Origin of the sequence: Nocardia barduliensis (assembly GCF_013315795.1) — a bacterium.
GTDB classification, from domain to species: Bacteria; Actinomycetota; Actinomycetes; order Mycobacteriales; family Mycobacteriaceae; genus Nocardia; species Nocardia barduliensis.
In genome coordinates this window covers 54,493-74,522 of record NZ_JABLTE010000002.1, presented here as the reverse complement: position 1 = coordinate 74,522, position 20,030 = coordinate 54,493, and the positions used below count along the sequence as shown (strand labels likewise).

Here is a 20,030-nt window from a genome sequence, read left to right as displayed (position 1 = left end):
CGTTCTCATCAGCGGCAAGGATAATTCTTGCCAATGAGACGACGGGCAGACCCGGAGATCCGGCGAGCGAGTCGCGCGCCCGAACAGCCCTGGCCACGGAGGACGTCCGCCGGTTCCCGGCAGGCGGACCGCCTGCATTCCCGGCGCACCGCGGGCGTGCGCTTCGGCGTCGCGGCTGCGGCGACATCCGTCGTCACCGCGTGGCCGTGGCGGCCATCGAAGAGAACGGAAGGTTCAGCTGTGGGACGTGTCGAGGGCAAGGTCGCGTTCATCACCGGCGCCGCACGCGGACAGGGCCGCAGTCACGCGGTGCGCCTGGCCGAGGAGGGCGCCGACATCATCGCCGTCGATCTCTGCGAGGACATCGCGACCATCGGTTACCCGCTGGCGACGCCGGAGGACCTCGAGGAGACCGCGAACCTGGTCGGTAAGACCGGGCGGCGCGTCGTCGCCGCGAAGGCCGACGTGCGCAACGCCGAACAGTTGCAGGCCGCGCTGGAGAACGGCATCCGCGAGCTGGGCAGGCTCGACATCGTCGTGGCCCAGGCCGGCATCGCGGGCATGAAGGGCGAACCGCAGCTGCAGGCGTGGTCCGACGTGATCAACACCAACCTGATCGGCACCATCAACGCGATCCAGGTCGCGCTGCCGCATCTCGCCGAGGGCGCTTCGATCATCGCGACCGGTTCCACCGCCTCGCTCATCGACATCTCGAAGATCGACCAGCCGGGCAAGGATCTCGGCGGCATGGCGTACGTGCACTCGAAGCGGGCGCTGACGGCCTACGTCTACGAGTTGTCGCGCCATCTGGCGCCGCGCGGCATCCGCGCCAACGTCGTGCACCCGACGAACTGCAACACGCCGATGTTGCAGAGCGAGCCGATGTATCGCTCGTTCCGTCCCGACCTCGAGCATCCGACCCGCGCCGACGCCGAGCCCGCCTTCGGTGTGCAGCAGGCCATGCGCATCCCGTACGTGGAACCCGAGGACATCAGCAACGCCATCGTCTACCTCGCCTCCGAAGAGGCCAGATACGTCACCGGCCTGCAACTTCGGGTGGACGGCGGCGGATACCTGAAGTGGTACGACTACCACATCTGACCGGCACGCCGACCCGCGAACCCGACGACGAGTGCGGAGGAACCAGCAGTGAAGGTCCGAGTCGATCCGGATCGGTGCCAGGGACACACCCTGTGCGCGATCAACGCACCGGCGGCATTCGAGCTGAGCGACGTCGACGGACACGCGACGGCCGTCGCGGGCGACGTCCCGGCCGAGCAGCAGGAGCAGGTGCGTGAAGCCGTGCGATCGTGTCCGGAACGGGCCATATCCCTCTCCTGAACGCCCGTCGCCGGCGCGCCGAATCCCGTGAGCAGCAGAGGAACATCACCGTGAGCATTGACGACGCGGTCGCCGATCAGGACCGCAAGAAGAACCGGTACCACTTCGACCGGCACACCCCGGAATACCGGCACCGGTTCCAGGAGATCACCGAGGAACTGCACGCCAAGTGCCCGATCGCCTGGAGCGACACCTACGACGGTCACTGGGTGGCCAGCGGCGGCAACGCGGTCTTCGAACTCGCCCGCTGCCCGCACGTCTCCAACGACCACGACCTGCACGGAGAACGCAGGGGCTACAAGGGAATCTCCATTCCGCCCGCCCAGCGCGCGCAGCTCGTCCGCGGCGGAATGCTGGAAATGGACGATCCCGAGCACCGGCTCTACCGCCAGGTGCTCAACCCCTACCTGTCCCCCGCCGCCGTCCGGCGCTGGGAGCCGGTCATCGACGAGATCGTGCGGGCCGGCCTGGACGAGAAGATCGAAAGCGGGCGGATCGACTTCGTCGACGACCTCGCCAACGTCGTCCCTGCCGTGCTGACGCTGGCCATGCTCGGGATTCCGTTGCGGCAGTGGTCCCTCTACAGCGAGCCGGTGCACGCCGCGGTGTACACCCCGGAGGATTCGCCCGACGCGGCGCGGGTGGCCGAGATGCACCGCGCGATGGGCATCGACCTGCTGACCAACCTCGTCGAGATCAAGCAGAACCCCCGCCCCGGCCTGGTGCGCGCGCTGACCGAACTGCGGATCGACGGCGAGCCCGCGCCGGACCTCGAACTGCTCGGGATGCTCGGCCTGATCATCGGCGGCGGCTTCGACACCACCACCGCGCTCACCGCGCACTCGCTGGAATGGCTCTCTGACCACCCGGACCAGCGCGAGTTGCTCAGCCGCGAGCGCGAGATCCTGCTCGACTCGGCCACCGAGGAGTTCCTGCGTTTCTTCACGCCCGCACCGGGCGACGGGCGCACCATCTCGGCCGACTGCGTCGTCGAGGACACCCAGTTCGCAGAGGGCGAGCGGCTGTGGCTGTCCTGGGCGATGGCCAACCGTGATCCCGCGATCTTCCCCGATCCGCACGAGGTCGTCCTGGACCGCAAAGGCAACCGGCACTTCAGCTTCGGCCTCGGCGTGCATCGCTGCATCGGGTCCAACGTCGCGCGCACCGTGTTCAAGTCCATGCTCACGGCCGTGCTCGACCGGATGCCGGACTACCGCTGCGATCCGGAGGGCACCGTGCACTACGAGACCATCGGGGTCATCCAAGGCATGCGGCACCTGCCCGCCACCTTCACGCCGGGACCGCGCCTGGGACCGGGGCTGGATGAGACGCTGGCGAAACTGCAGCGGATCTGTGACGAGCAGGAGCTGGCGGCGCCGGTGACCGAACGCCCCGACATCGCGCGGATCGACTGACGTGTACCTGCTCATTGGGAGATATGGGATGAGAACGCTTTCCGACGGCACCGCCATCCCCGTCATCGACGCCAGCGTGCACATCTTCTTCGCCTCGAACAAGGACATGCGCGGCTTCCTGCGCGAGCCGTTCAAGAGCCGCGGCATTCCGGACGCCGAGATGGATTGGTACGGCGCGCCCGGCGGGGAATACGCCAAGGGCACCAGGGGGCCCGACCGCGGCTACCCCGGTTCGGACCCCGACGTGGTCGGCGGGCAGCTGTTCGAGACCCGCGGCGTCGACGTCGCGATCCTGCATCCGATGACCCGGGGCATCCTGCCGGACCGGCACCTGACCACGGCGGTGCTGGCCGCGCACAACGAGATGATGGTGTCGCGGTGGCTGGATTCCGGAACGTACGCGTCCCGGTATCGCGGCACCATCCGGGTGAACCCCGAGGACATTCCCGGGGCGCTGCGCGAGATCCGCACGTGGGCCGATCATCCCGGTGTCGTCCAGATCGGTGTCCCCTTGCAGTCGCGCGACCTCTACGGCAAGCCGCAGTTCTGGCCGTTGTGGGAGGCGGCGGCCGAGGCCGGGCTGCCGGTGGCCGCGCACATCGAGTCCGGCGAGAGCATCGGCTTCCCGCCCACACCGTCCGGGCACACCCGGACCTACGAGCAGTATCTCGGGTTCATGTCGCTGAACTACGTCTATCACCTGATGAACATGATCGCCGAAGGCGTGTTCGAGCGGCTGCCGTCGTTGCGTTTCGTCTGGGCCGACGGAGGGGCCGACCTGCTGACCCCGTTCACCTGGCGGATGGACACCTTCGGCAGGCCGCACCTGGAGCAGACGCCCTGGTCGCCGCGGATGCCCAGCGACTACCTGCCCGGTCACGTGTTCTTCGTCCAAGGCAGCCTCGACGGGCCAGGCGACACCGAATTCGCCGCCGAGTGGCTCGGTTTCACCGGCAAGGAGGACATGGTGATGTTCGGCTCCAGTTATCCGCACTGGCACTGCGGAGACGTCGACGGGCTCCCGTCCACGATCACCGCGCGACAGCGCGAGAAGCTCTGCTGGCGCAACGCGTCCCGGCTCTACGGCATCGACATCGCGGCCGAACTGGTCACCGAATAGTCGCGAAGAAGGGAGACGACCATGACGCTGGCCCACCAGCAGCACCCCACCCCGGCCCCCGGGCAGGTCGCCATCCGGGTCGTCGACTCGGACGTGCACCCCGTGCCACGCCGCCGGGAACTCGTGGAGTACATCCCCGAGCCGTACCGCAGCTCGTACTTCCTCAGTCACCGTGTCGGGGAGACGATCATCTACGACGCACCCGACTACGCGCACTCCTACGCGATGCGGGTGGACACCTTCCCCGCCGACGGCGAATTCCCCGGCAGCGATCCGGAGTTGGCCTTCCGGCAGCTGATCGTGGAGGCGGGCTCCGACATCGCGATCCTGGAGCCGACGGTCAAGGCCACCCGGCTCGCCGAGGCCACTCAGGCGCTGGCGACGGGTATCAACCATTGGCAGGCCAACCACTGGCTGGACCCGAAGAACAACTGGCACCAGCGGTGGCGCGGCTCGATCTGCGCGGCCGTGGACGACCCGCAGGGCGCGGTCCGCGAGATCGAGCACTGGGCCGGGCACCCGTACATGGCGCAGATCCTCGTCAAAGCCGAACCGCGCCCGGCTTGGGGCGATCCGAAGTACGACCCGATCTGGGCGGCGGCCACCGCGCACGACCTGGTGGTCAGCTGCCACCTCGGCCGCGGCGCCTACGAGACGATGCCCATGCCGCCGGTCGGATTCCCCAGCTACAACCACGATTTCATGGTCAGCTACTCGCTGCTGGCGGCGAATCAGATCATGAGCTTGATCTTCGACGGGGTGTTCGACCGTTTCCCGGCGCTGCGGATCGTGTTCGTGGAGCACGCCTTCACCTGGATCCTGCCGCTGATGTGGCGGATGGACGCGGTCTACGCGGCGCGCAAGTCGTGGACCGGCATCAAGCGCAAGCCGTCGGAGTACGTCAAGCAGCACATCAAGTTCACCACCCAGCCGCTGGACTATCCCGAGGACAAGACCGAACTCACCCGGGCGTTCGAATGGATGGAGGCGGACAAGATCCTGCTGTACTCCTCGGACTACCCGCACTGGACCTTCGACGATCCCCGCTGGCTGGTCAAGCATCTGCCCGAGCACGCGCGCGAACAGGTGATGTACCGCAACGGCATCGAGACCTACCACCTGCCGGAGACGGTGCCCGCAATCGACGGCCAGAGGCGGGTGTTCTGAGTGCCCGAGGAATCCGAGACGCCACGGCTGGCGCAGGGCCGCGAACATGTGGTCGCGACCGTCGGCGAGATCCCCCCTGGTTCGTCCAAGGTGGTGCCGATCGGCCGGCACGGGGTCGGCGTCTACAACGTCGACGGAACGTTCTACGCCATCGCGAACTACTGCCCGCACGAGGGCGGCCCGCTCTGCGCGGGCCGGACCCGCGGACGCACCGTCGTCGACGAGTCCGTCCCCGGAGACGCGGTCATGGTGCGGGACAAGGAATACATCTACTGCCCGTGGCACCAATGGGGTTTCGAGCTGGCCACCGGCACCACCGCGGTGAAGCCCGAGTGGAGCATCCGCACCTATCCGGTCCGGATCGTCGGTGACGACGTCGTGGTCATGGCCTGAGGCGCCCGCATGAACAGCGAAAGCGGCGCGGCGCGCGTGTCCTCGGTGGAGATCAACGGTGGCAAGGTCGTCTACGAGATCCTCGGCGACACCGGTGATCTCGTCGTCCTGACGCCGGGCGGCCGGTTCGGCATGGACGTGCCCGGGTTGCGCCCGCTGGCCGAAGCCATCGTCGCGGGCGGCTACACGGTGCTGCTGTGGGACCGCCCCAACTGCGGCGCCTCCGACGTGCAGTTCTACGGGCAGACGGAGTCGCACATGCGGGCGGAGACGCTCGACGGCCTGCTCGCCGCGCTGGACGCGGGCCCGTGCGTGCTGGCGGGCGGCTCCGGCGGCGCCCGCGACTCGATGCTGACGGCGATGCTCTATCCCGAGCGGGTCAGCAAGCTCGTGCTGTGGAACATCGTCGGCGGCGTCTACGGGATGTTCAACCTCGGCGCCTACTATGTGCTGCCCAGCTTGCAGGTCGTGCGCGGCAGCGGGGTCGCGGGTCTGCCGCGGATGCGGGAGTGGCGCGAGCGCATCGCCCGGAACCCCGCCAATGAACAGCGCCTGCTGAACCTGGACCGCGACGAGTTCGTGAAGCTGTCGTTGCGGTGGCTCAACGCCTATGTGCCGAAACCGGGCCAGACGATCCCCGGCGTGGACGACGAGTTGTTCGACCGCGTTCGCGTCCCCACGTTGATCATCCGCGGCGGAGCGGGCGACCTGGACCACCCCAAGCGCACGTCGCTCGAGGTGAGCTGCCTGATCGAGGGCTCGACACTTATCGATCCGCCCTGGCCCGAAGACGCCTGGGAGCGCGCGGTCGAGGATCGCGCGAGCGGAAAAGTCGACTACTACAACCTGTTCGACACCTGGGTGCAGGGGGCGCCAGCGATCCTGAAGTTCCTGGACGGCTGATGGCCGGGCCTGCCCGATCGCTGCCCGGCGTCCGCTCGCGCCGCTCACCGGGTGCGGATGCGGACCTCGCAGTTCAGCGACGCCTCCAGGGCGGTGTGGATCCGGCTCTCGGGCACCCGCTCCAGGTCGGACGCGCGCAGCGTCACCGAGACCACGTCGAAGCCGTCGGCGTCCTGCGCCCGGGTGACCTCGCCGGTCACGCCGAAACCGGCGAGGACGCCGTGCGCGTCGTCATCGGTGCCCCGGCTGACGAAGGTCACCACACCGGCCACCGGCGCGGTGCCGAAGGCAGCCGCGCACACCCGCACCGCCTCGCCTACCGCGGCTTCGGGATCGTCTGTCGCGACCAGCAATTGAACTTCGCGCCGAGCGGCGGGCTCGCCCGGCAGATCGTTGTCCGGCGACGCGGCCGCGATCGTGGCGGCGTGCGCACGCAACGCCCGCATCCCCTCCGCCAGCTGCGCCGCGGTGAGCTGCCCGGCGGGGTCGACATTGATGCGCAGCACTGCGGTTCTCATGTGCGCAAGCGTAACCGCCGCGATCGGAGAACGCCGTTGCCCTCTCTGATCGACACACCACCCAGAAGAGGTTGCCATGCAAGAAACCGTGGAACCGGCCACCGGGCTCACCGTGGCCCCGGCGCCCGGCTGCGTACCACGCCTGCTGCGGGCCGACGGCGCCGTCGAAGACCTCGCCGCCTACCGCGAGGCCGGTGGCTACCGGGCGCTCGGCCCCGCTGACACGGTGCTGGCGCAGGTGCGGCGCAGCGGACTGCTCGGTCGTGGCGGCGCGGCATTTCCGGTCGCGATCAAATTGAACGGCGTCCGCGAAGCCGGTCTGCGCGGGAACGAGACCGTGGTCGTGGCCAACGGCGAGGAAGGCGAACCCGCCTCGGTCAAGGACAAATGGCTGATGCGCCACCGCCCACATCTCGTTCTGGACGGACTGCGCCTGGCGGCGGGAATCGTCGGCGCGCGCCGCGCCTACGTCTACGTCTCGGATTCGGAGTCCGCGCGCCGGATCGACGCCGCGCTCACCGAGCTCGACGCGGCCGGCGGCGGCGAAGTGGATATCGCACTCGTCACCGTGGCGCCGGCTTATGTGGCCGGCGAGGAGACGGCGGCGGTGCGGGCCGTCAACGGTGGCCCGGCCAAACCCTCGGACAAGCCGCCGCGCCCGTTCGAGCAAGGCGTCGACGGGCTGCCCACACTGGTCAGCAACGTGGAGACGCTGGCCCATCTGCCGTTCGTGCACCGGTACGGCGGTGCGGCGTTCCGCGCGGTGGGCACCGCGCAATCCCCGGGTACCTTCCTGGCCACCGTCACCGGTGGTGGGCGCCCGCCCGCCCTGTACGAACTGCCGCACGGCAGCAAGTTCACCGATGTGCTCGCCCTGCACGGCGTGGCACCCGACGACGTGCGTGGCGCGCTGATGGGCGGCTATTTCGGTGGGATGGTGGACCGTGCGGTGCTGACGGCCACCTTGGACCACGAATCGATCCGCGCGCTCGGCAGCGGCCTGGGGTGCGGGGCGATCTCGTTGCTCACCGGCGAGTGCCCGGTCGCCGTGGCCGCGGCGGTGCTGCGCTATTTCGACCGCGAGAACGCGGGCCAGTGCGGATCCTGCTGGAACGGCACCGCGGCGATGGCGGCCGCGGCCACCGCGCTGCGGGACGCGACGGCCACCGCCGCGGACATCGAACGCATGCAGCGGTGGTCGGTGGTGCTGCGCGGACGCGGGGCCTGCGGCACCCTGGACGGCGCGGCCAACGCCGCCGCCACACTGCTGGCGCGGTTCTCCCCGGAGGTCGCCGCTCATCTGGAGGGCCGGTGCTCCACCTGTGCCTCCGGTGTCTACTCGGCCGACCGGCCGTTCGACGTGGAAGCGGAGCTGCCGGCATGAGGATAAGGCTCGATCGGACCCTGTGCGACGGCTTCGGCCTGTGCGCCAAGCACGCACCCGCGCATTTCTCGCTCGACGACTGGGGCTACGCCGCGCTGGAGGGCACCGGCGTCGTGGCGGCGGCGGATCAGGACGGGGTGCTGCGCGCGCTGCTGGACTGCCCGGTGCACGCGATCATCGCCGTGCCCGAGCCCGAATCCGGCCCTGCGGCAACGAGTTCGCCGTCCACCCCCGCGACCGAACAGCAGGAGCCGCCGCGATGAGCGAACTCAGGACGACCTCGGCGCGCACCGGCACCCCGGGAACCACAGCATCGGCGGGTCGCCCGACCGGCCACAACCCCTGCGAGACGAAGGCGGCGCGATGAGAATCGAGGTCGATTACCGCACCTGCGAGAGCAACGGCATCTGCATGGGCATCATCCCCGAGGTGTTCGAACTGGACGACAAGGACGAACTGCACGTGCTACGGCCGGAGGTGACCCCGGAGGTCGAAGATCGCGTCCGGGACGCGGTAGCGCAGTGCCCGCGCGCGGCCATCTCGCTGGTCGAGTGAGCTGGGCGAGCGCCCGCCGCCGCGCTGGGCGGCGCGAAACGGCCGGGCGCTCAGCCGGTCGGCGGCCGACGTCCGTCGGCCGCTGACCGGCGTACTCACTGCCGCGGCAACCCGAGGATGCGCTCGGCGATGATGTTGCGCTGGATCTCCGACGTGCCGCCCGCGATGGTGCCCGCGAAACTGCGCACGAATCGCTCGAACCAGCCCGGCGTGGTCTCCTCCAGGTTGAACACACTGTGCCGCGCGGTGATATCGGGGTGCGCCAGCCCGCCGGTCCCCGCGGCCGCCAGGGCGTGTTCGGCCCCGCGTTGCACGGCTTCCGATCCCAGCAGTTTGAGCACCGAGAGCCCGGGTCCGGCGTCCTCACCGCGGGCCGCCTTGGCCAGCGCGTCCGATCCGAGCAGACGCAGGGCGTGCGCGTCGAGGACCAGACCGGCGTAGCGATCGGCGGCCACGGCGGTATCCGGACGGAAATCGGCCAGCAGGCCGTCCAGCCGATCCGCGAAGCTGAGCCACAGCAGTGTGCGCTCGTGCCCGAGCGACCCGTTGGCGACCCGCCAGCCTCGGTTCAGCTCGCCGACCAGGTTCTCGGCGGGTACCTCGACCTGGGTGAAGAACACCTCGTTGAAATCGAGGTCCGCCGGGTCGCAGACCGAGGCGAACGGCCGGCAGCGCACCCCGGGCAGATCGGTCGGGATGAGCAGGGCCGAGATTCCCCGGTGCTTGGGCGCGTCGGGATCGGTCCGCACGAACGCGAGCAGCACGTCGGCATCGTGCGCGCCCGAGGTCCAGATCTTGTGCCCGTCCACGACGAAACGGTCGCCGCGCAGGACCGCCCTGGTGCGCAGACCCGCCAGATCCGAGCCCGCCTCCGGCTCGCTCATCCCGAGGGCGGCGGTGCGGTCGCCGCGCAGGATCGGGATCGCCCAGCGCTGCTGCTGCTCCGGCGTCCCGAAGGTGATCAGGGAAGCGGCGACGATACCGACGCCCTGCGGATTGAAGTTCTCATAGATACGCCGCCGGGCCAGTTCCTCGCGGTGCACATACTGCTGCAGGATCCCGGCATCGCGGCCGCCGAACTCCGGTGGGTTGCCCGGCACCAGCCAGCCGTGCTCGAACAGCAGTCGTTGCCACTGCCGCGCCCACTCCGGGACATGGGCGGTGGACCGGGGGCGTTCGCCCGCCGCGGCCTCCGGCGGCAAATGCCGGTCGAGGAACTCCGCGAATTCGGCGCGGAACGCCTCCACATCGTCATCGAAGGTCAGTCGCACGGTACTCCCTCGCGATCGTGGCGCGATGCTCGTCGGCGCCGCCGAGGAGCAACTCACCGGCCTTGGCCCGTTTCAACGCGAACTGCACATCGTTCTCCCAGGTGTAGCCCATGGCGCCGAACAGCTGCAGGCCGTGGCGGAATACCACCGCTTGGCACTCGCCCGCGGCCGCCTTGGCCATGACGGCGGCCAGATGCCTGCGCGGGTCGTCGGCGGAGATGGTCAGCGCGGCCCAATAGGTCAGCGCGCGGGCGCGCTGGACGGCCACGTGAATGTCGGCGGCCTTGTGCGCGACCGCTTGGAACGCGCCGATCGGCGCCCCGAACTGGCGGCGCACGCGCACGTGCTCAACGACCAGGTCCAGCACGCGCTGACAAGCGCCGACCATGGTGGCCGCGAGCCCGGTGAGCGCCACCTCCCTGGCCTGTCGCGCATCGCGGTGCACCCGGTCGGAGGGGCCGACGCGCACCTGCTCCAGCGTCACCTGCGCGACGTGCAGAAGCGGGTCGAAGACCGTGATACGGCGTGCGGCCACCCGCTCGGCGGGAACCACGAAAATTCCGGCCCCGGTCGCGACCGCCAACCGTTCGGCGCGGTCGCCGTCGAGCACGTGCGCGGTGCCGTCCAGCCGCCATCCCGCGCCGTCGCGGCGCGCCGAGATGCCGTCGAACACCGCGGAAGCCGCCGTCACCGGGTGGGCGTCACCGGCCAGCGGTGCGTAGTGGGTCATCGTGGCCAGGTACGGGGTCGGATCGGTCGCCCGCCCCAGTTCCTCCAGCACGATCGTCAGCTCGACCGTTGCGGCCGGATCGGTCAGCGCGGTCCATCCCTGGTCGAGGTAGGTCTTCCACAGCGGTCCGGGATCCGCGCCGCGATCGGCGATGTCCCTGATCAGCGCGACCGGGCAGTGTCTGGCGACCACCTCGCGCACGGTGTCCTTCCACAACCGCTGATCGGAGTCGAACTCCAGCAACATCCGATCGTCCTCCTCGACGACTCCCCGTCAGCACTTCCCTCGAACTGCGACGAGAATGTAGTTCTTAATTAACGATAATAGTAGTTTCAGTTCTCAGATGCTAATAGCTGAAGTGGAAGAACTATGATTCCGAGCGAGTATCATCCGGTGATGCATGGTTTGCGACGGGTGCGAACGAGTCGGCGCGCGGGACGGGGCGGCCATGACTGACGTGGAGGGCCGCCGCGAGCCCGCCTGGAAACAGCGCGCCGTGGAGCGGTCGCTGCGCACGGCCAAGCTGCGCGCCGGTCAGCGCGTGCAGCGGTTCCTGGACGCGGCGCAGGCGATCATCACCGAGAAGGGCAGTACGGATTTCACGGTGCAGGAGGTCGTCGACCGGTCGCGGCAGTCGCTGCGCAGCTTCTATCTCCAGTTCGACGGCAAGCACGAACTGCTGCTCGCGCTGTACGAGGACGCGCTGGGCCGGACGGTGGAGCAGATCCGCGCGGCCACGATCAACAGCGGCGAGCCGCTGGACCGACTACGGACGGCGGTGGAGTTGCTGTTCCAGCTGTGCCGACCGGATCCCGACGCACGCAGGCCGCTGTTCACCGAATTCTCGCCGCAGCTGCTGAGTTCCCATCCGGCGGAGGTGCGGATGGCGCACGCGTCGCTGTTCGCGCTGTTCACCGAGTTGATGACGGAGGCACAGGCCGCCGACCGGCTCACCGCCGCCGCCAATCCGCGAAGGCTGGCCGCGATGATCATGCACACGGTGATGTTCACCTCGCAGCCGGCGAACGCGGATCCCGAGGCTCGGCCACTCACCCCCGAGGAAGTCTGGAACTTCTGCGCCCACGGCATCACGGGTCGGCGCTCCTCGACCTGAGCGAGAGTAGTCCTCTCAAATATTGATAACATAGTTTACACTACCGGGCGTGCCCTGGCGGTTCGCGCCGCACGTCGAGGAGGTCAGCCGGTGGCTTACGTCATCACTCAGAACTGCTGCAAAGACGCCAGCTGCGTGGCGGCATGCCCGGTGGACTGCATCCGGCCCACGGGCGAGGAGCGCGGCACGCAGATGCTGTTCATCGATCCGGAGACCTGTATCGACTGCGGCGCTTGCGCGGACGAGTGCCCGGTGGACGCGATCTATTCCGAGTTCGACCTTCCGCCCGAGATGGAACGGTTCCGGGAGATCAACGCCGCGTACTTCCGGCACCACCCGCTGGAGCCGGGAATGATCGAACCGCTGAGCAAACGCACGTCGGTCGAGCCCGGCGCCCTGCGCGTCGCCGTCGTCGGCGCGGGGCCCGCGGCCTGCTACGCCGCCGCCGAACTGCTGGAGGTCGGCGGCGTCGAGGTCGATCTGTTCGAGCGCTTACCCACCCCGTTCGGCCTGATCCGGGCGGGTGTGGCGCCCGACCATCAGCGCACCAAGTCGGTGGTGCGGATCTTCGACGCCGCCTTCGCCGACCGCCGTTTCGGCTGCCACCTCAATGTGGACATCGGCCGGACGCTGACCCATGCCGATCTGCTCGCCCACCACCACGCGGTGATCTACGCCGTCGGCGCCGCCACCAGCCGCGAACTCGGCATCCCCGGGGAGCACCTGCCGGGCCACCACGCGGCCGCCGAGTTCGTCGGCTGGTACAACGGGCACCCCGACCACGCGGGACGCCGGTTCGACCTGTCGGCGCGCCGGGCGGTCGTCGTCGGCAACGGCAACGTCGCGCTCGATGTGGCGCGAGTGCTGCTGATGTCACCGGAGGATCTCGCCGCCACCGATATCGCCGACTACGCGCTGGAGGCGTTGACGCGCAGTCGCATCGAAGAGGTGATCGTGCTCGGCAGGCGCGGTCCGCGCGACGCCGCGTTCTCGGTGGGCGAGTTCCACGCGCTCGGACATCTGAGCGGTATCGACGTGGTCATCGAGGGCGGCGACCTCGCACCGCATCCGGACGACGACGTGGAGACCGCGCTCAAACTGGAGATCGCCCGCGAATTCGCCGCACGCCCCACGACCGCGGGCCACAAGCGGATCGTCTTCCGATTCCTCACCTCACCGGCCGAGATCCTCGGCGGCGGACACGTGGAACAACTGCGCACGGTGCGCAATCGGATCACCGAGGACGGAGCGTTCGTCGCGGGCTCCCTCGACGGCGAGACCGACTCGATCGAGACGTCGCTGGTGCTCCGGTCCATCGGGTACCAGGGCGCTCCGATCGGCGGTCTGCCCTACGACGCGCGCACCGGCACCGTGCCGAACGAGCAGGGCCGTGTCGTCGACGACACGGGCGCCGCCGTGCCGGGAGTCTATGTCGCCGGATGGATCAAACGCGGGCCGCGCGGCGTCATCGGGACGAACCGCGGTTGCGCCACGGAAACCGTCGCGGCGCTGCTGACGGACTTCCACAGCGGCCACACTGGATCGGCCGGTGGGCGACCGAGCGGCGCTGCGCGCACGGATGACCGAGCGCGGCGCCGACCCTGTCGAATGGACGGGATGGCGTGCCATCGATGCCGCCGAGCGCGAGCGCGGCGCCGCGGCCACCCGCCCCCGCGTCAAATTCTTCTCCGTGGACGAGATGCTGTCGGTGGCACGGCGCTGACCGCGACGCATCCGAGGGGCCTCGCCGTCGGCGCGGCGAGACGCCCCTCGGCCGCTCGCTCAGTCCGCCGTCTGCGCGGCGCCCCGGGCGCGCCACACCGATACGGCCAGCGTCGAGACATCCAGCGCCTTGCTCAGTTCGATCTCCCCGCTGCCCGCGCGGGCCAGGAACGCCCGCACGACCTGGTCCGGATCATCACTCAGCTCGTACACCGCGAGATACCGGTGCGCGGGCGCCTCGGCGTTGCCGCCGGGCAGGGCGGCGGGCACGAGCTCGAATCGCTGCCCGCTCGACACACCCGGCACGGCGACAACCTCGGCGAGGTGCTTGGTGTCGTACCACTCGTTGAACTCCTCGTCCTGCCCCGCCACGGCGTTGGAGAACACCAGCATCTTCGATTCCGCCACGTTTCGAGTCCTTCCACTCCGCCTCCGCGCCCGGCCGCACGCCGAACCGTCGTGAGACAATGAGAACATTACTTTCTGATCGTAAGAATTTTGCTCGCGCCGTGTCCCGGAAACGCGACGGGCCGCGCGGGCGCCGTATTCGCGCTCGCGCGGCTCGATCGGGGACCGGTCAGTCGCTGGCCGGAAGGGGCTTGGCCTCTTTGAGCGCGAGCCGGGTGGTGCCGACGCTCAGCGTGCCGACTCCGGCCTTCGTCACGAGGATCTCCCCGCCGGACTCGTCGACGTAGCGCTTACCCATCAGATTGCCGTCGGCGAAGTCCGCGGCCGGCTCGGCGCCCGCGGTGCGTTCCGCGCCGATCGGGACCATCGGAACACCCCCGGCGCGAAGATCGTCGAGACTGTCCGCGGCCTTCACCACGATCACCTCGGTGTCGCACACCTGACTGCGCAGGCGAGTGCCGTTCTTGACCATTGTCGTCCTTCCTCACGGTGACTACGTTGTGGCGGCGACATCCGCCGCGGCGCGCGGGCCGTACTCCTCGACGAGTTCGCGGCGCAGCACCTTTCCGGTGGGCGTGGCGGGCAGCGAATCCCGGAACACGACCCGGTCGGGCGTGCGCGAGCCGCGCAGTCCCGCACGGACGTAGTCGCGCAGGGCGCCGGGATCCGGTGTCGCGCCGTCGGCGGGAACCACCACCGCCACGATGATCTGGCCCCACTGCGCGTCCTCCACGCCGATGACCGCGACTTCGCGCACCGCCGGATGCTCCACCAGCACGTCCTCGATCTCGGCCGGTGCGATGTTCTCGCCGCCGCGGATGATCGTGTCGTCGGAGCGGCCGCCGATGAACAGATAGCCGTCGGCGTCGAGCATCGCGACGTCCTTGGTCGGGAACCATCCCTCGTCGTCCAGCACCGATCCGATCCCGGTGTACCGGCCGGACACCTGCGGCCCGCGCACGAACAGCTCCCCCGTCGCGCCGGCGGGCAACACCCGTCCGCTGTCGTCGCGGATCTGCACCTCGATGCCCGGCACCGGCTGCCCCACCGAGCCGAGCCGCCGCGCGACCGCCGGGTCGGCGGACCGGTGCGCGGCCCGGTGGTCCTCCGGCCCGAGCACCGCGATCGTGGAACTGGTCTCGGTCAGGCCATAGGCGTTGACGAAACCCACCTCCGGCAGCAAGTCGAGCGCCTTGCGCACCAGCGGCAGCGCGACCTTCGAGCCGCCGTAGGCGAGATTGCGCAAGGCGGGCAACCGTGCGCCGGAGCGCTCGAGTTCGGTCACGATGCGGTCGAGCATGGTCGGCACCACGGTCGCGGTCGTGACCGACGCGCTGGTGACCAATTCGATCCAGCGCGCGGCGTCGAAGTTGCGCAGGTACACCATCGTGCGGCCCGCGTACAGATTGGAGAGCGCGGCGCCGATACCGGCGATGTGATAAGGCGGCACACAGATCAGCGCGGCGTCCGCGGGTCCGGCCGAGTCGAAGTCGACGGTGCCGGTGATGTAGCTGACCAGGTTGTGGTGGGAGAGCTCGACCGCTTTGGGCCGGGAGGTCGTCCCCGAGGTGAACAGCACCACGGCCACGTGATCGGGATCGGCCGGCTCGGCGTCCACGAGCGGATCGGCGGTGGCGGCCGCCTCGGCGAACGCCCGCGACCGCATGATCCTGACGCCGAAGGAGACGACGATGTCGTGGTACTCGTCGTCGCAGACCACCAGCGGATCGTCGAGCCGAGCGATCAGCTCGCGCAGGGAGTCGGCGCCGAGCCGATAGTTCAGCGGCGTGAAGGCGGTCGCGGCCCCTGCCGAGGCGAAGATCAGCAGCGGCAGCAGATGACCGCCGGTCCCCACGTAGGCCACGCTGCGCGCCCCGGAGTTCCCGATCACCGCCGCGCCGCCCTGGGCCCGCGCGTTCAGTTCGGACGCGGTCCAGCGCACCTCCTCGCACACCACCGCGAGCCGGTCCGGGTTGCTCGAGGCAGCCATGTCCAGCAAGAGCGAGACGCTCATTCCGCACCCTCTCCGCGATCGCCCACCGGGCGCGCTGCGATATTGTCATTCTCGTTTGCGGAGAATAGCATATTCACACCTCATCGCCGGTGGATAGCGGCCGAGGACTCGTCGCCGCACACAGAGCGCAGGCGGACGGACCGGCCACCGGCCGCGGCCCTGCGGATGATCGGGCCACTTCTGAGCCGGAGCCCTCGAACCAGGCTTCTTCACAGCTTGGCCCGTGCAGTTCACGAAAATGCCATTTCCGCAGGACTGCCGCTTGATTACCAAACGAAACTTAGACTGTGCGAGTTGAGTCACATAATTCTGTGATAATGTCATTCTCATTGCTTGCCCGACCAACCGGATCGAACGCCCACATGTCGGCCCGTGATCCGTTGCGATACCGCGGAGGTGGTGATGAGCCCGAAAACCGGAAGCGACGTCCAATCGCCACCCGCGCCTGATGGCGGCGAACGGACTCTCGGCGGCAAAGCGCTCAGCGACGCCGATGCCGACGAACTCACCCTGGCCGCCGAGGCGGCGGAGGCGGAGGCACAGGCGGCCGAGGCGCGCGCCGCGGCGGCCCGAGCCCAGGTTCGCGCGGCCGAGCTGCGCCGCCGAGTGCGCACCGCCGCGCAGCCCACCGACAGCACCGGCGCTGCGGAATCGGCAGGGGCGCGGAAACTCTCGGACAGCGACGCCACGCCCGCCGAACCCACCCCTCCGGGGGACCTTTCCGACGCCCGTCCAGTGGGCAGCACACCGACGAGTGCCACGGCCGACGAGCGCCGCGACGCCACCGGAGATCCGGCCGAGCCCGCATCCCCCTCGCGCCCGGCACGGCTTCGCGGCATCCTCACTCGGCGTCCGCGCGGTCGCTCCGCCCGGATCGCCGCCATCGCCGTGATCGCCCTCGCGCTCGCGGGCAGCGGATATTCGGTGTGGCACCATCACAAGGTCACCGAGAAAGACCGGCGCGCCGCCGAATTCACCGCTGCCGCACGCCAAGGGGTGGTGGCGTTGACGACGCTCGATTTCAACCGGGCGAAAGAGGACGTGCAGCGGGTCGTGGACAACTCGACGGGGTCCTTCCGCGGCGACTTCCAAGCGCGGGCCGCGGATTTCACGAGCGTGGTCCAGCAGTCGCAGGTCACCACCGAGGGCAAGGTGAACGCCACCGCAATCGAGTCGATGACGGAGGATTCCGCGGTCGTGCTCGTCGCAGCGACATCCCAGGTCACCAATTCCGCCGGGGCGCGACAGGAGCCGCGGGCCTGGCGGCTGAGTGTGACCGTGACCCGGGACGGAGATCAGCTCAAGATGTCGAAGGTGGAGTTCGTACCGTGACCCGCGACAGCACATCCGCCGTCGAGGGCGACGCCGAATCGAAGCCGGCAGCGCGGCCCGGATACGAACTGGTCCTGCTCGCCGTTCTCGTCGTCGCCGCCGTCGCGACCGCCGCGTGCCTGTTCTTCCTGCAGTACCGGCCGGACAGCCGAACCGAGGGCGACACCGCGGCCGCGCTCGACACCGCCTCCCGTGGCACGGTGGCGCTGCTGTCCTACGCACCCGAAACCATCGACCATGACCTCGGCGCGGCGAAGTCCTTCCTGACCGGCGACTTCCTGGCGTACTACAGCCAGTTCACCCAGCAGGTGGTGGCCCCGGCCGCCAAGCAGAAGTCGGTCCGCACGGCCGCGACCGTCGTGCGGGCGGCGGTGTCGGAGCTGCGCCCGGACGAGGCCGTGGTCTTGGTCTTCATCAACCAAACCACCACGAGCGCCGAGAAACCCGATCCCGCCCTGGCCGCCAGCAGCGTCCGGGTCACGCTGCGCAAGGCCGACGATGCCTGGCGGATCTCGGCGTTCGACCCGGTGTAGCCGGTTCCGAGCCGACGCCGCGTCGCTAGGAAAATCGCATTCTCCCAAGAAGAGAACACGCTACAATTTAGGTATGCCTGACCTCTGGAGCGAGCTGCTCGCCTGCCTCGACCTCCGCCAGCGACCGACGTCTCCGTCGCCCGGAACGGCCGACACCCGGCCCGGCATCGGAGGCCGCCGCCGGGAGACGCTGACCGTCTACGAGGGATCGAGTCAACGGCTGGATCACGGTTGGCTGTACGGCGGGCAATTGCTCGCGCAGATCGTGCGGGCGTCCGTGTGCGCCTGCCCGGCCAAGGCCGTCAAATCGCTGCACGTGGTGTTCGCCCACGAGGGCAAGGGCGACGCCCCCGTCTTCTACATCGTGCAGCGACAGCACGAAGGCCGCTCGTTCGCGACACTCACGGTCACGGCCCGGCAGAAACGAGACATCGTCGCCACGGCGGTCGTCTCGATGCACGCCCACGAGGACGGTCCGCAACACCAGACCGTCACGGACATTCCGGAGATTCCCGGACCGCGACACCGCGTCCAGGTGCCCCTGCTGCCGTGGGAGACCCGATCGACCGCCGACTTGGACCAGACCGGCGCGCACCCGCCCGACTACGAGCTGTGGATGCGAACACCGCCGGTGCCGGCCGAATCAGGCCCCGCCCTCGCCGCCTACGCCACCGACCTGAGCCCGATCGGAACCGCCCTGCGCCCCCTGGAAGGCGTCGGACAGAGCGGCAACGGCACCGCGTTCACCTCGGCGACGATCACCCACTCGGTCTGGTTCCACCGCGCGTTCCACACCGACGACTGGTTGCTGCTGCGCCACCACAGCCCGCTCGTCGCGCACGGCCGCTGTTTCGGCAAAGGCGACATTCTCACCGAGGACGGGACGCTCGTCGCCTCGTTCGCCCAGGAGGGCCTGCTGCGGTTCCGTCCGTGACCAGCCTCCCCGCCCTTCTTCGACGCACGGAATGGACGAGCCATGGACCCGAACCCCCGGTCACACGGTCACGACGCACGAGCGGCAGGCCCCTACCGGGTCGTCCAGTGGGCAACCGGCGGCGTCGGCGCGCACGCGCTGCGGGCCGTGCTCGACCATCCCGGCCTCGCGCTCGCAGGGGTGCGGGTGCACGATCCCGCCAAGGCCGGGGTCGACGCGGGCATGCTGTGCGGATCGAGCGTCACCACCGGCGTCACCGCGACCACGGACGTCGACGAGATCCTGGCGCTCGGCCCGGACTGCGTGCTGTACATGCCTCGGCTGTTCGACGTCGACGACGTCTGCCGTCTTCTGGTGGCCGGGATCAACGTGGTCACCACCCACGGCGACCTCCGGCACCCGGACACCGTCGACCCCGCGGTGTGCGCCCGCGTCGAAGCGGCGTGCTGGTTCGGCGGGGCCTCGATCCTGAGCACCGGCATCGCGCCGGGCTTCGTCACCGAAACCCTGCCCGTCGCGCTCAGCTCGATCCAGCGCAGCATCGACCGGATGTCGATCGAGGAGAGCGTGGACCTCGCCGAGCCGGGAACGTCGCGATTGCTGCTGGAGACAATGGGTTTCGGTGCCGCGCCCGCGCCGTTCGACGAGCAGCGCCTGGCACACGCGGAACAGACCTTCGGCCCGTCGCTGCGCCTCGTCGCCGACGCCGTCCGGCTGCCCCTCGACGGGTTCGATGTCCTCGGCGAGGTCGCGCTCGCCGAGCACGACGTGCCGCTGGAGTGCACGACGCTGGCGGCGGGCACCGTGGCCGCTCAGCGCATCACGGTCTCCGGGCGGAGAGCCGGTCGCGTCCTGCTGCGGTTGCGGTCCACGTGGTACTGCACGTCCGCACTCCGGCCCGCCTGGCCGGTACGCGCCACCGGATGGCATGTGGCGATCGACGGCGAGACACCGATCGAGATGGATCTGCGCTATCCGGCGGATCCGAGCGGGATGAGCGCCATGTCGCCACGGTATGCCGCCAACCGCGCCGTCAACGCCGTCGCCTACCTGTGCGCCGCGCCGCCGGGAATCCGCACAACGCTCGACCTGCCGCCGCTGACCGCGAACCTCGGCTGAGTCGGTCACCGCACCTGCGAGAACAGCAATATTCAGATCTGAGAGTGATATTCTCGG

The 20,030-nt window shown here is 69.4% G+C and carries 21 protein-coding genes and 1 pseudogene; 16 read left to right on the top strand and 6 right to left on the bottom strand.

Annotated elements, in window-relative coordinates:
- Positions 1–240 precede the first annotated feature (240 nt).
- Genes HOV91_RS01675 through HOV91_RS01645 form a run of 7 tightly spaced genes read left to right on the top strand, consistent with a single transcriptional unit; the run spans position 241 to position 6,339 of the window.
- Positions 241–1,101, top strand: a complete 861-nt coding sequence (locus HOV91_RS01675) for a mycofactocin-coupled SDR family oxidoreductase (RefSeq protein ID WP_174183615.1) — start codon at positions 241–243, stop codon at positions 1,099–1,101.
- 48 nt (positions 1,102–1,149) lie between these two features.
- Positions 1,150–1,341: a ferredoxin gene (locus HOV91_RS01670; RefSeq protein ID WP_174183614.1), complete on the top strand. Its 192-nt coding sequence runs from the start codon at positions 1,150–1,152 to the stop codon at positions 1,339–1,341.
- A 50-nt stretch (positions 1,342–1,391) separates the two neighbouring features.
- Positions 1,392–2,756, top strand: coding sequence for a cytochrome P450 (locus HOV91_RS01665; RefSeq protein WP_174183613.1), 1,365 nt, complete (start codon positions 1,392–1,394; stop codon positions 2,754–2,756).
- A 28-nt stretch (positions 2,757–2,784) separates the two neighbouring features.
- On the top strand, positions 2,785–3,876 hold the full coding sequence (locus HOV91_RS01660; RefSeq protein ID WP_174183612.1) for an amidohydrolase family protein: 1,092 nt from the start codon (positions 2,785–2,787) through the stop codon (positions 3,874–3,876).
- 21 nt (positions 3,877–3,897) lie between these two features.
- Positions 3,898–5,043: an amidohydrolase family protein gene (locus HOV91_RS01655; protein WP_174183611.1), complete on the top strand. Its 1,146-nt coding sequence runs from the start codon at positions 3,898–3,900 to the stop codon at positions 5,041–5,043.
- Positions 5,044–5,436: a Rieske (2Fe-2S) protein gene (locus HOV91_RS01650; protein WP_174183610.1), complete on the top strand. Its 393-nt coding sequence runs from the start codon at positions 5,044–5,046 to the stop codon at positions 5,434–5,436. It abuts the gene before it with no gap.
- A gap of 36 nt (positions 5,437–5,472) precedes the next feature.
- Positions 5,473–6,339, top strand: a complete 867-nt coding sequence (locus tag HOV91_RS01645) for an alpha/beta fold hydrolase (RefSeq protein ID WP_174183719.1) — start codon at positions 5,473–5,475, stop codon at positions 6,337–6,339.
- A gap of 44 nt (positions 6,340–6,383) precedes the next feature.
- Here HOV91_RS01645 and HOV91_RS01640 read toward each other — a convergent pair whose 3' ends face one another.
- On the bottom strand, positions 6,384–6,857 hold the full coding sequence (locus HOV91_RS01640) for a hypothetical protein (protein WP_174183609.1): 474 nt from the start codon (positions 6,855–6,857) through the stop codon (positions 6,384–6,386).
- 76 nt (positions 6,858–6,933) lie between these two features.
- Between HOV91_RS01640 and HOV91_RS01635 the strand changes: the two genes are divergently transcribed.
- The 3 genes from HOV91_RS01635 to HOV91_RS01625 all read left to right on the top strand — a co-directional run bounded on the left by HOV91_RS01635 (position 6,934) and on the right by HOV91_RS01625 (position 8,796).
- Positions 6,934–8,241, top strand: a complete 1,308-nt coding sequence (locus HOV91_RS01635; protein WP_174183608.1) for an NADH-ubiquinone oxidoreductase-F iron-sulfur binding region domain-containing protein — start codon at positions 6,934–6,936, stop codon at positions 8,239–8,241.
- Positions 8,238–8,504: a ferredoxin gene (locus HOV91_RS01630; protein WP_174183607.1), complete on the top strand. Its 267-nt coding sequence runs from the start codon at positions 8,238–8,240 to the stop codon at positions 8,502–8,504. The genes HOV91_RS01635 and HOV91_RS01630 overlap by 4 nt, the downstream gene beginning before the upstream one ends.
- 100 nt (positions 8,505–8,604) lie before the next feature.
- Positions 8,605–8,796, top strand: coding sequence for a ferredoxin (locus HOV91_RS01625; RefSeq protein ID WP_174183606.1), 192 nt, complete (start codon positions 8,605–8,607; stop codon positions 8,794–8,796).
- A gap of 95 nt (positions 8,797–8,891) precedes the next feature.
- Here the strand turns inward: HOV91_RS01625 and HOV91_RS01620 are convergent, their stop codons facing one another.
- On the bottom strand, positions 8,892–10,067 hold the full coding sequence (locus tag HOV91_RS01620; RefSeq protein ID WP_174183605.1) for an acyl-CoA dehydrogenase family protein: 1,176 nt from the start codon (positions 10,065–10,067) through the stop codon (positions 8,892–8,894).
- A complete protein-coding gene (locus tag HOV91_RS01615) occupies positions 10,048–11,043 on the bottom strand; it encodes an acyl-CoA dehydrogenase family protein (RefSeq protein WP_174183604.1) in 996 nt (331 codons plus the stop codon). Before HOV91_RS01615 ends, HOV91_RS01620 begins: the two co-directional genes overlap by 20 nt.
- Before the next feature lie 202 nt (positions 11,044–11,245).
- Between HOV91_RS01615 and HOV91_RS01610 the strand changes: the two genes are divergently transcribed.
- Positions 11,246–11,911 (top strand): TetR/AcrR family transcriptional regulator, encoded by a 666-nt coding sequence (locus tag HOV91_RS01610; RefSeq protein WP_174183603.1) that lies wholly within the window; start codon positions 11,246–11,248, stop codon positions 11,909–11,911.
- A gap of 90 nt (positions 11,912–12,001) precedes the next feature.
- Positions 12,002–13,634 (top strand): annotated as a pseudogene (locus HOV91_RS01605) (FAD-dependent oxidoreductase).
- A 59-nt stretch (positions 13,635–13,693) separates the two neighbouring features.
- On the opposite strand, the gene HOV91_RS01600 reads toward HOV91_RS01605, so the two are convergent.
- From HOV91_RS01600 to HOV91_RS01590, 3 genes are all read right to left on the bottom strand, one after another.
- Positions 13,694–14,041 (bottom strand): DUF4286 family protein, encoded by a 348-nt coding sequence (locus HOV91_RS01600; RefSeq protein WP_174183602.1) that lies wholly within the window; start codon positions 14,039–14,041, stop codon positions 13,694–13,696.
- Positions 14,042–14,210: 169 nt separating this feature from the next.
- A complete protein-coding gene (locus HOV91_RS01595) occupies positions 14,211–14,513 on the bottom strand; it encodes a hypothetical protein (RefSeq protein WP_174183601.1) in 303 nt (100 codons plus the stop codon).
- 21 nt (positions 14,514–14,534) lie between these two features.
- A complete protein-coding gene (locus tag HOV91_RS01590) occupies positions 14,535–16,055 on the bottom strand; it encodes a class I adenylate-forming enzyme family protein (RefSeq protein ID WP_174183600.1) in 1,521 nt (506 codons plus the stop codon).
- Between the two features lie 402 nt (positions 16,056–16,457).
- Between HOV91_RS01590 and HOV91_RS01585 the strand changes: the two genes are divergently transcribed.
- The 4 genes from HOV91_RS01585 (at position 16,458) to HOV91_RS01570 (ending at position 19,973) form a co-directional block, all read left to right on the top strand.
- Positions 16,458–17,387, top strand: coding sequence for an Rv1363c family protein (locus tag HOV91_RS01585; protein ID WP_246349679.1), 930 nt, complete (start codon positions 16,458–16,460; stop codon positions 17,385–17,387).
- Positions 17,384–17,920: an Rv1363c family protein gene (locus HOV91_RS01580; RefSeq protein WP_174183599.1), complete on the top strand. Its 537-nt coding sequence runs from the start codon at positions 17,384–17,386 to the stop codon at positions 17,918–17,920. The genes HOV91_RS01585 and HOV91_RS01580 overlap by 4 nt, the downstream gene beginning before the upstream one ends.
- A gap of 73 nt (positions 17,921–17,993) precedes the next feature.
- Positions 17,994–18,854 (top strand): acyl-CoA thioesterase, encoded by an 861-nt coding sequence (locus tag HOV91_RS01575; RefSeq protein WP_174183598.1) that lies wholly within the window; start codon positions 17,994–17,996, stop codon positions 18,852–18,854.
- Between the two features lie 42 nt (positions 18,855–18,896).
- Positions 18,897–19,973 (top strand): NAD(P)H-dependent amine dehydrogenase family protein, encoded by a 1,077-nt coding sequence (locus tag HOV91_RS01570; RefSeq protein ID WP_174183597.1) that lies wholly within the window; start codon positions 18,897–18,899, stop codon positions 19,971–19,973.
- The last annotated feature ends 57 nt before the right edge of the window (positions 19,974–20,030 follow it).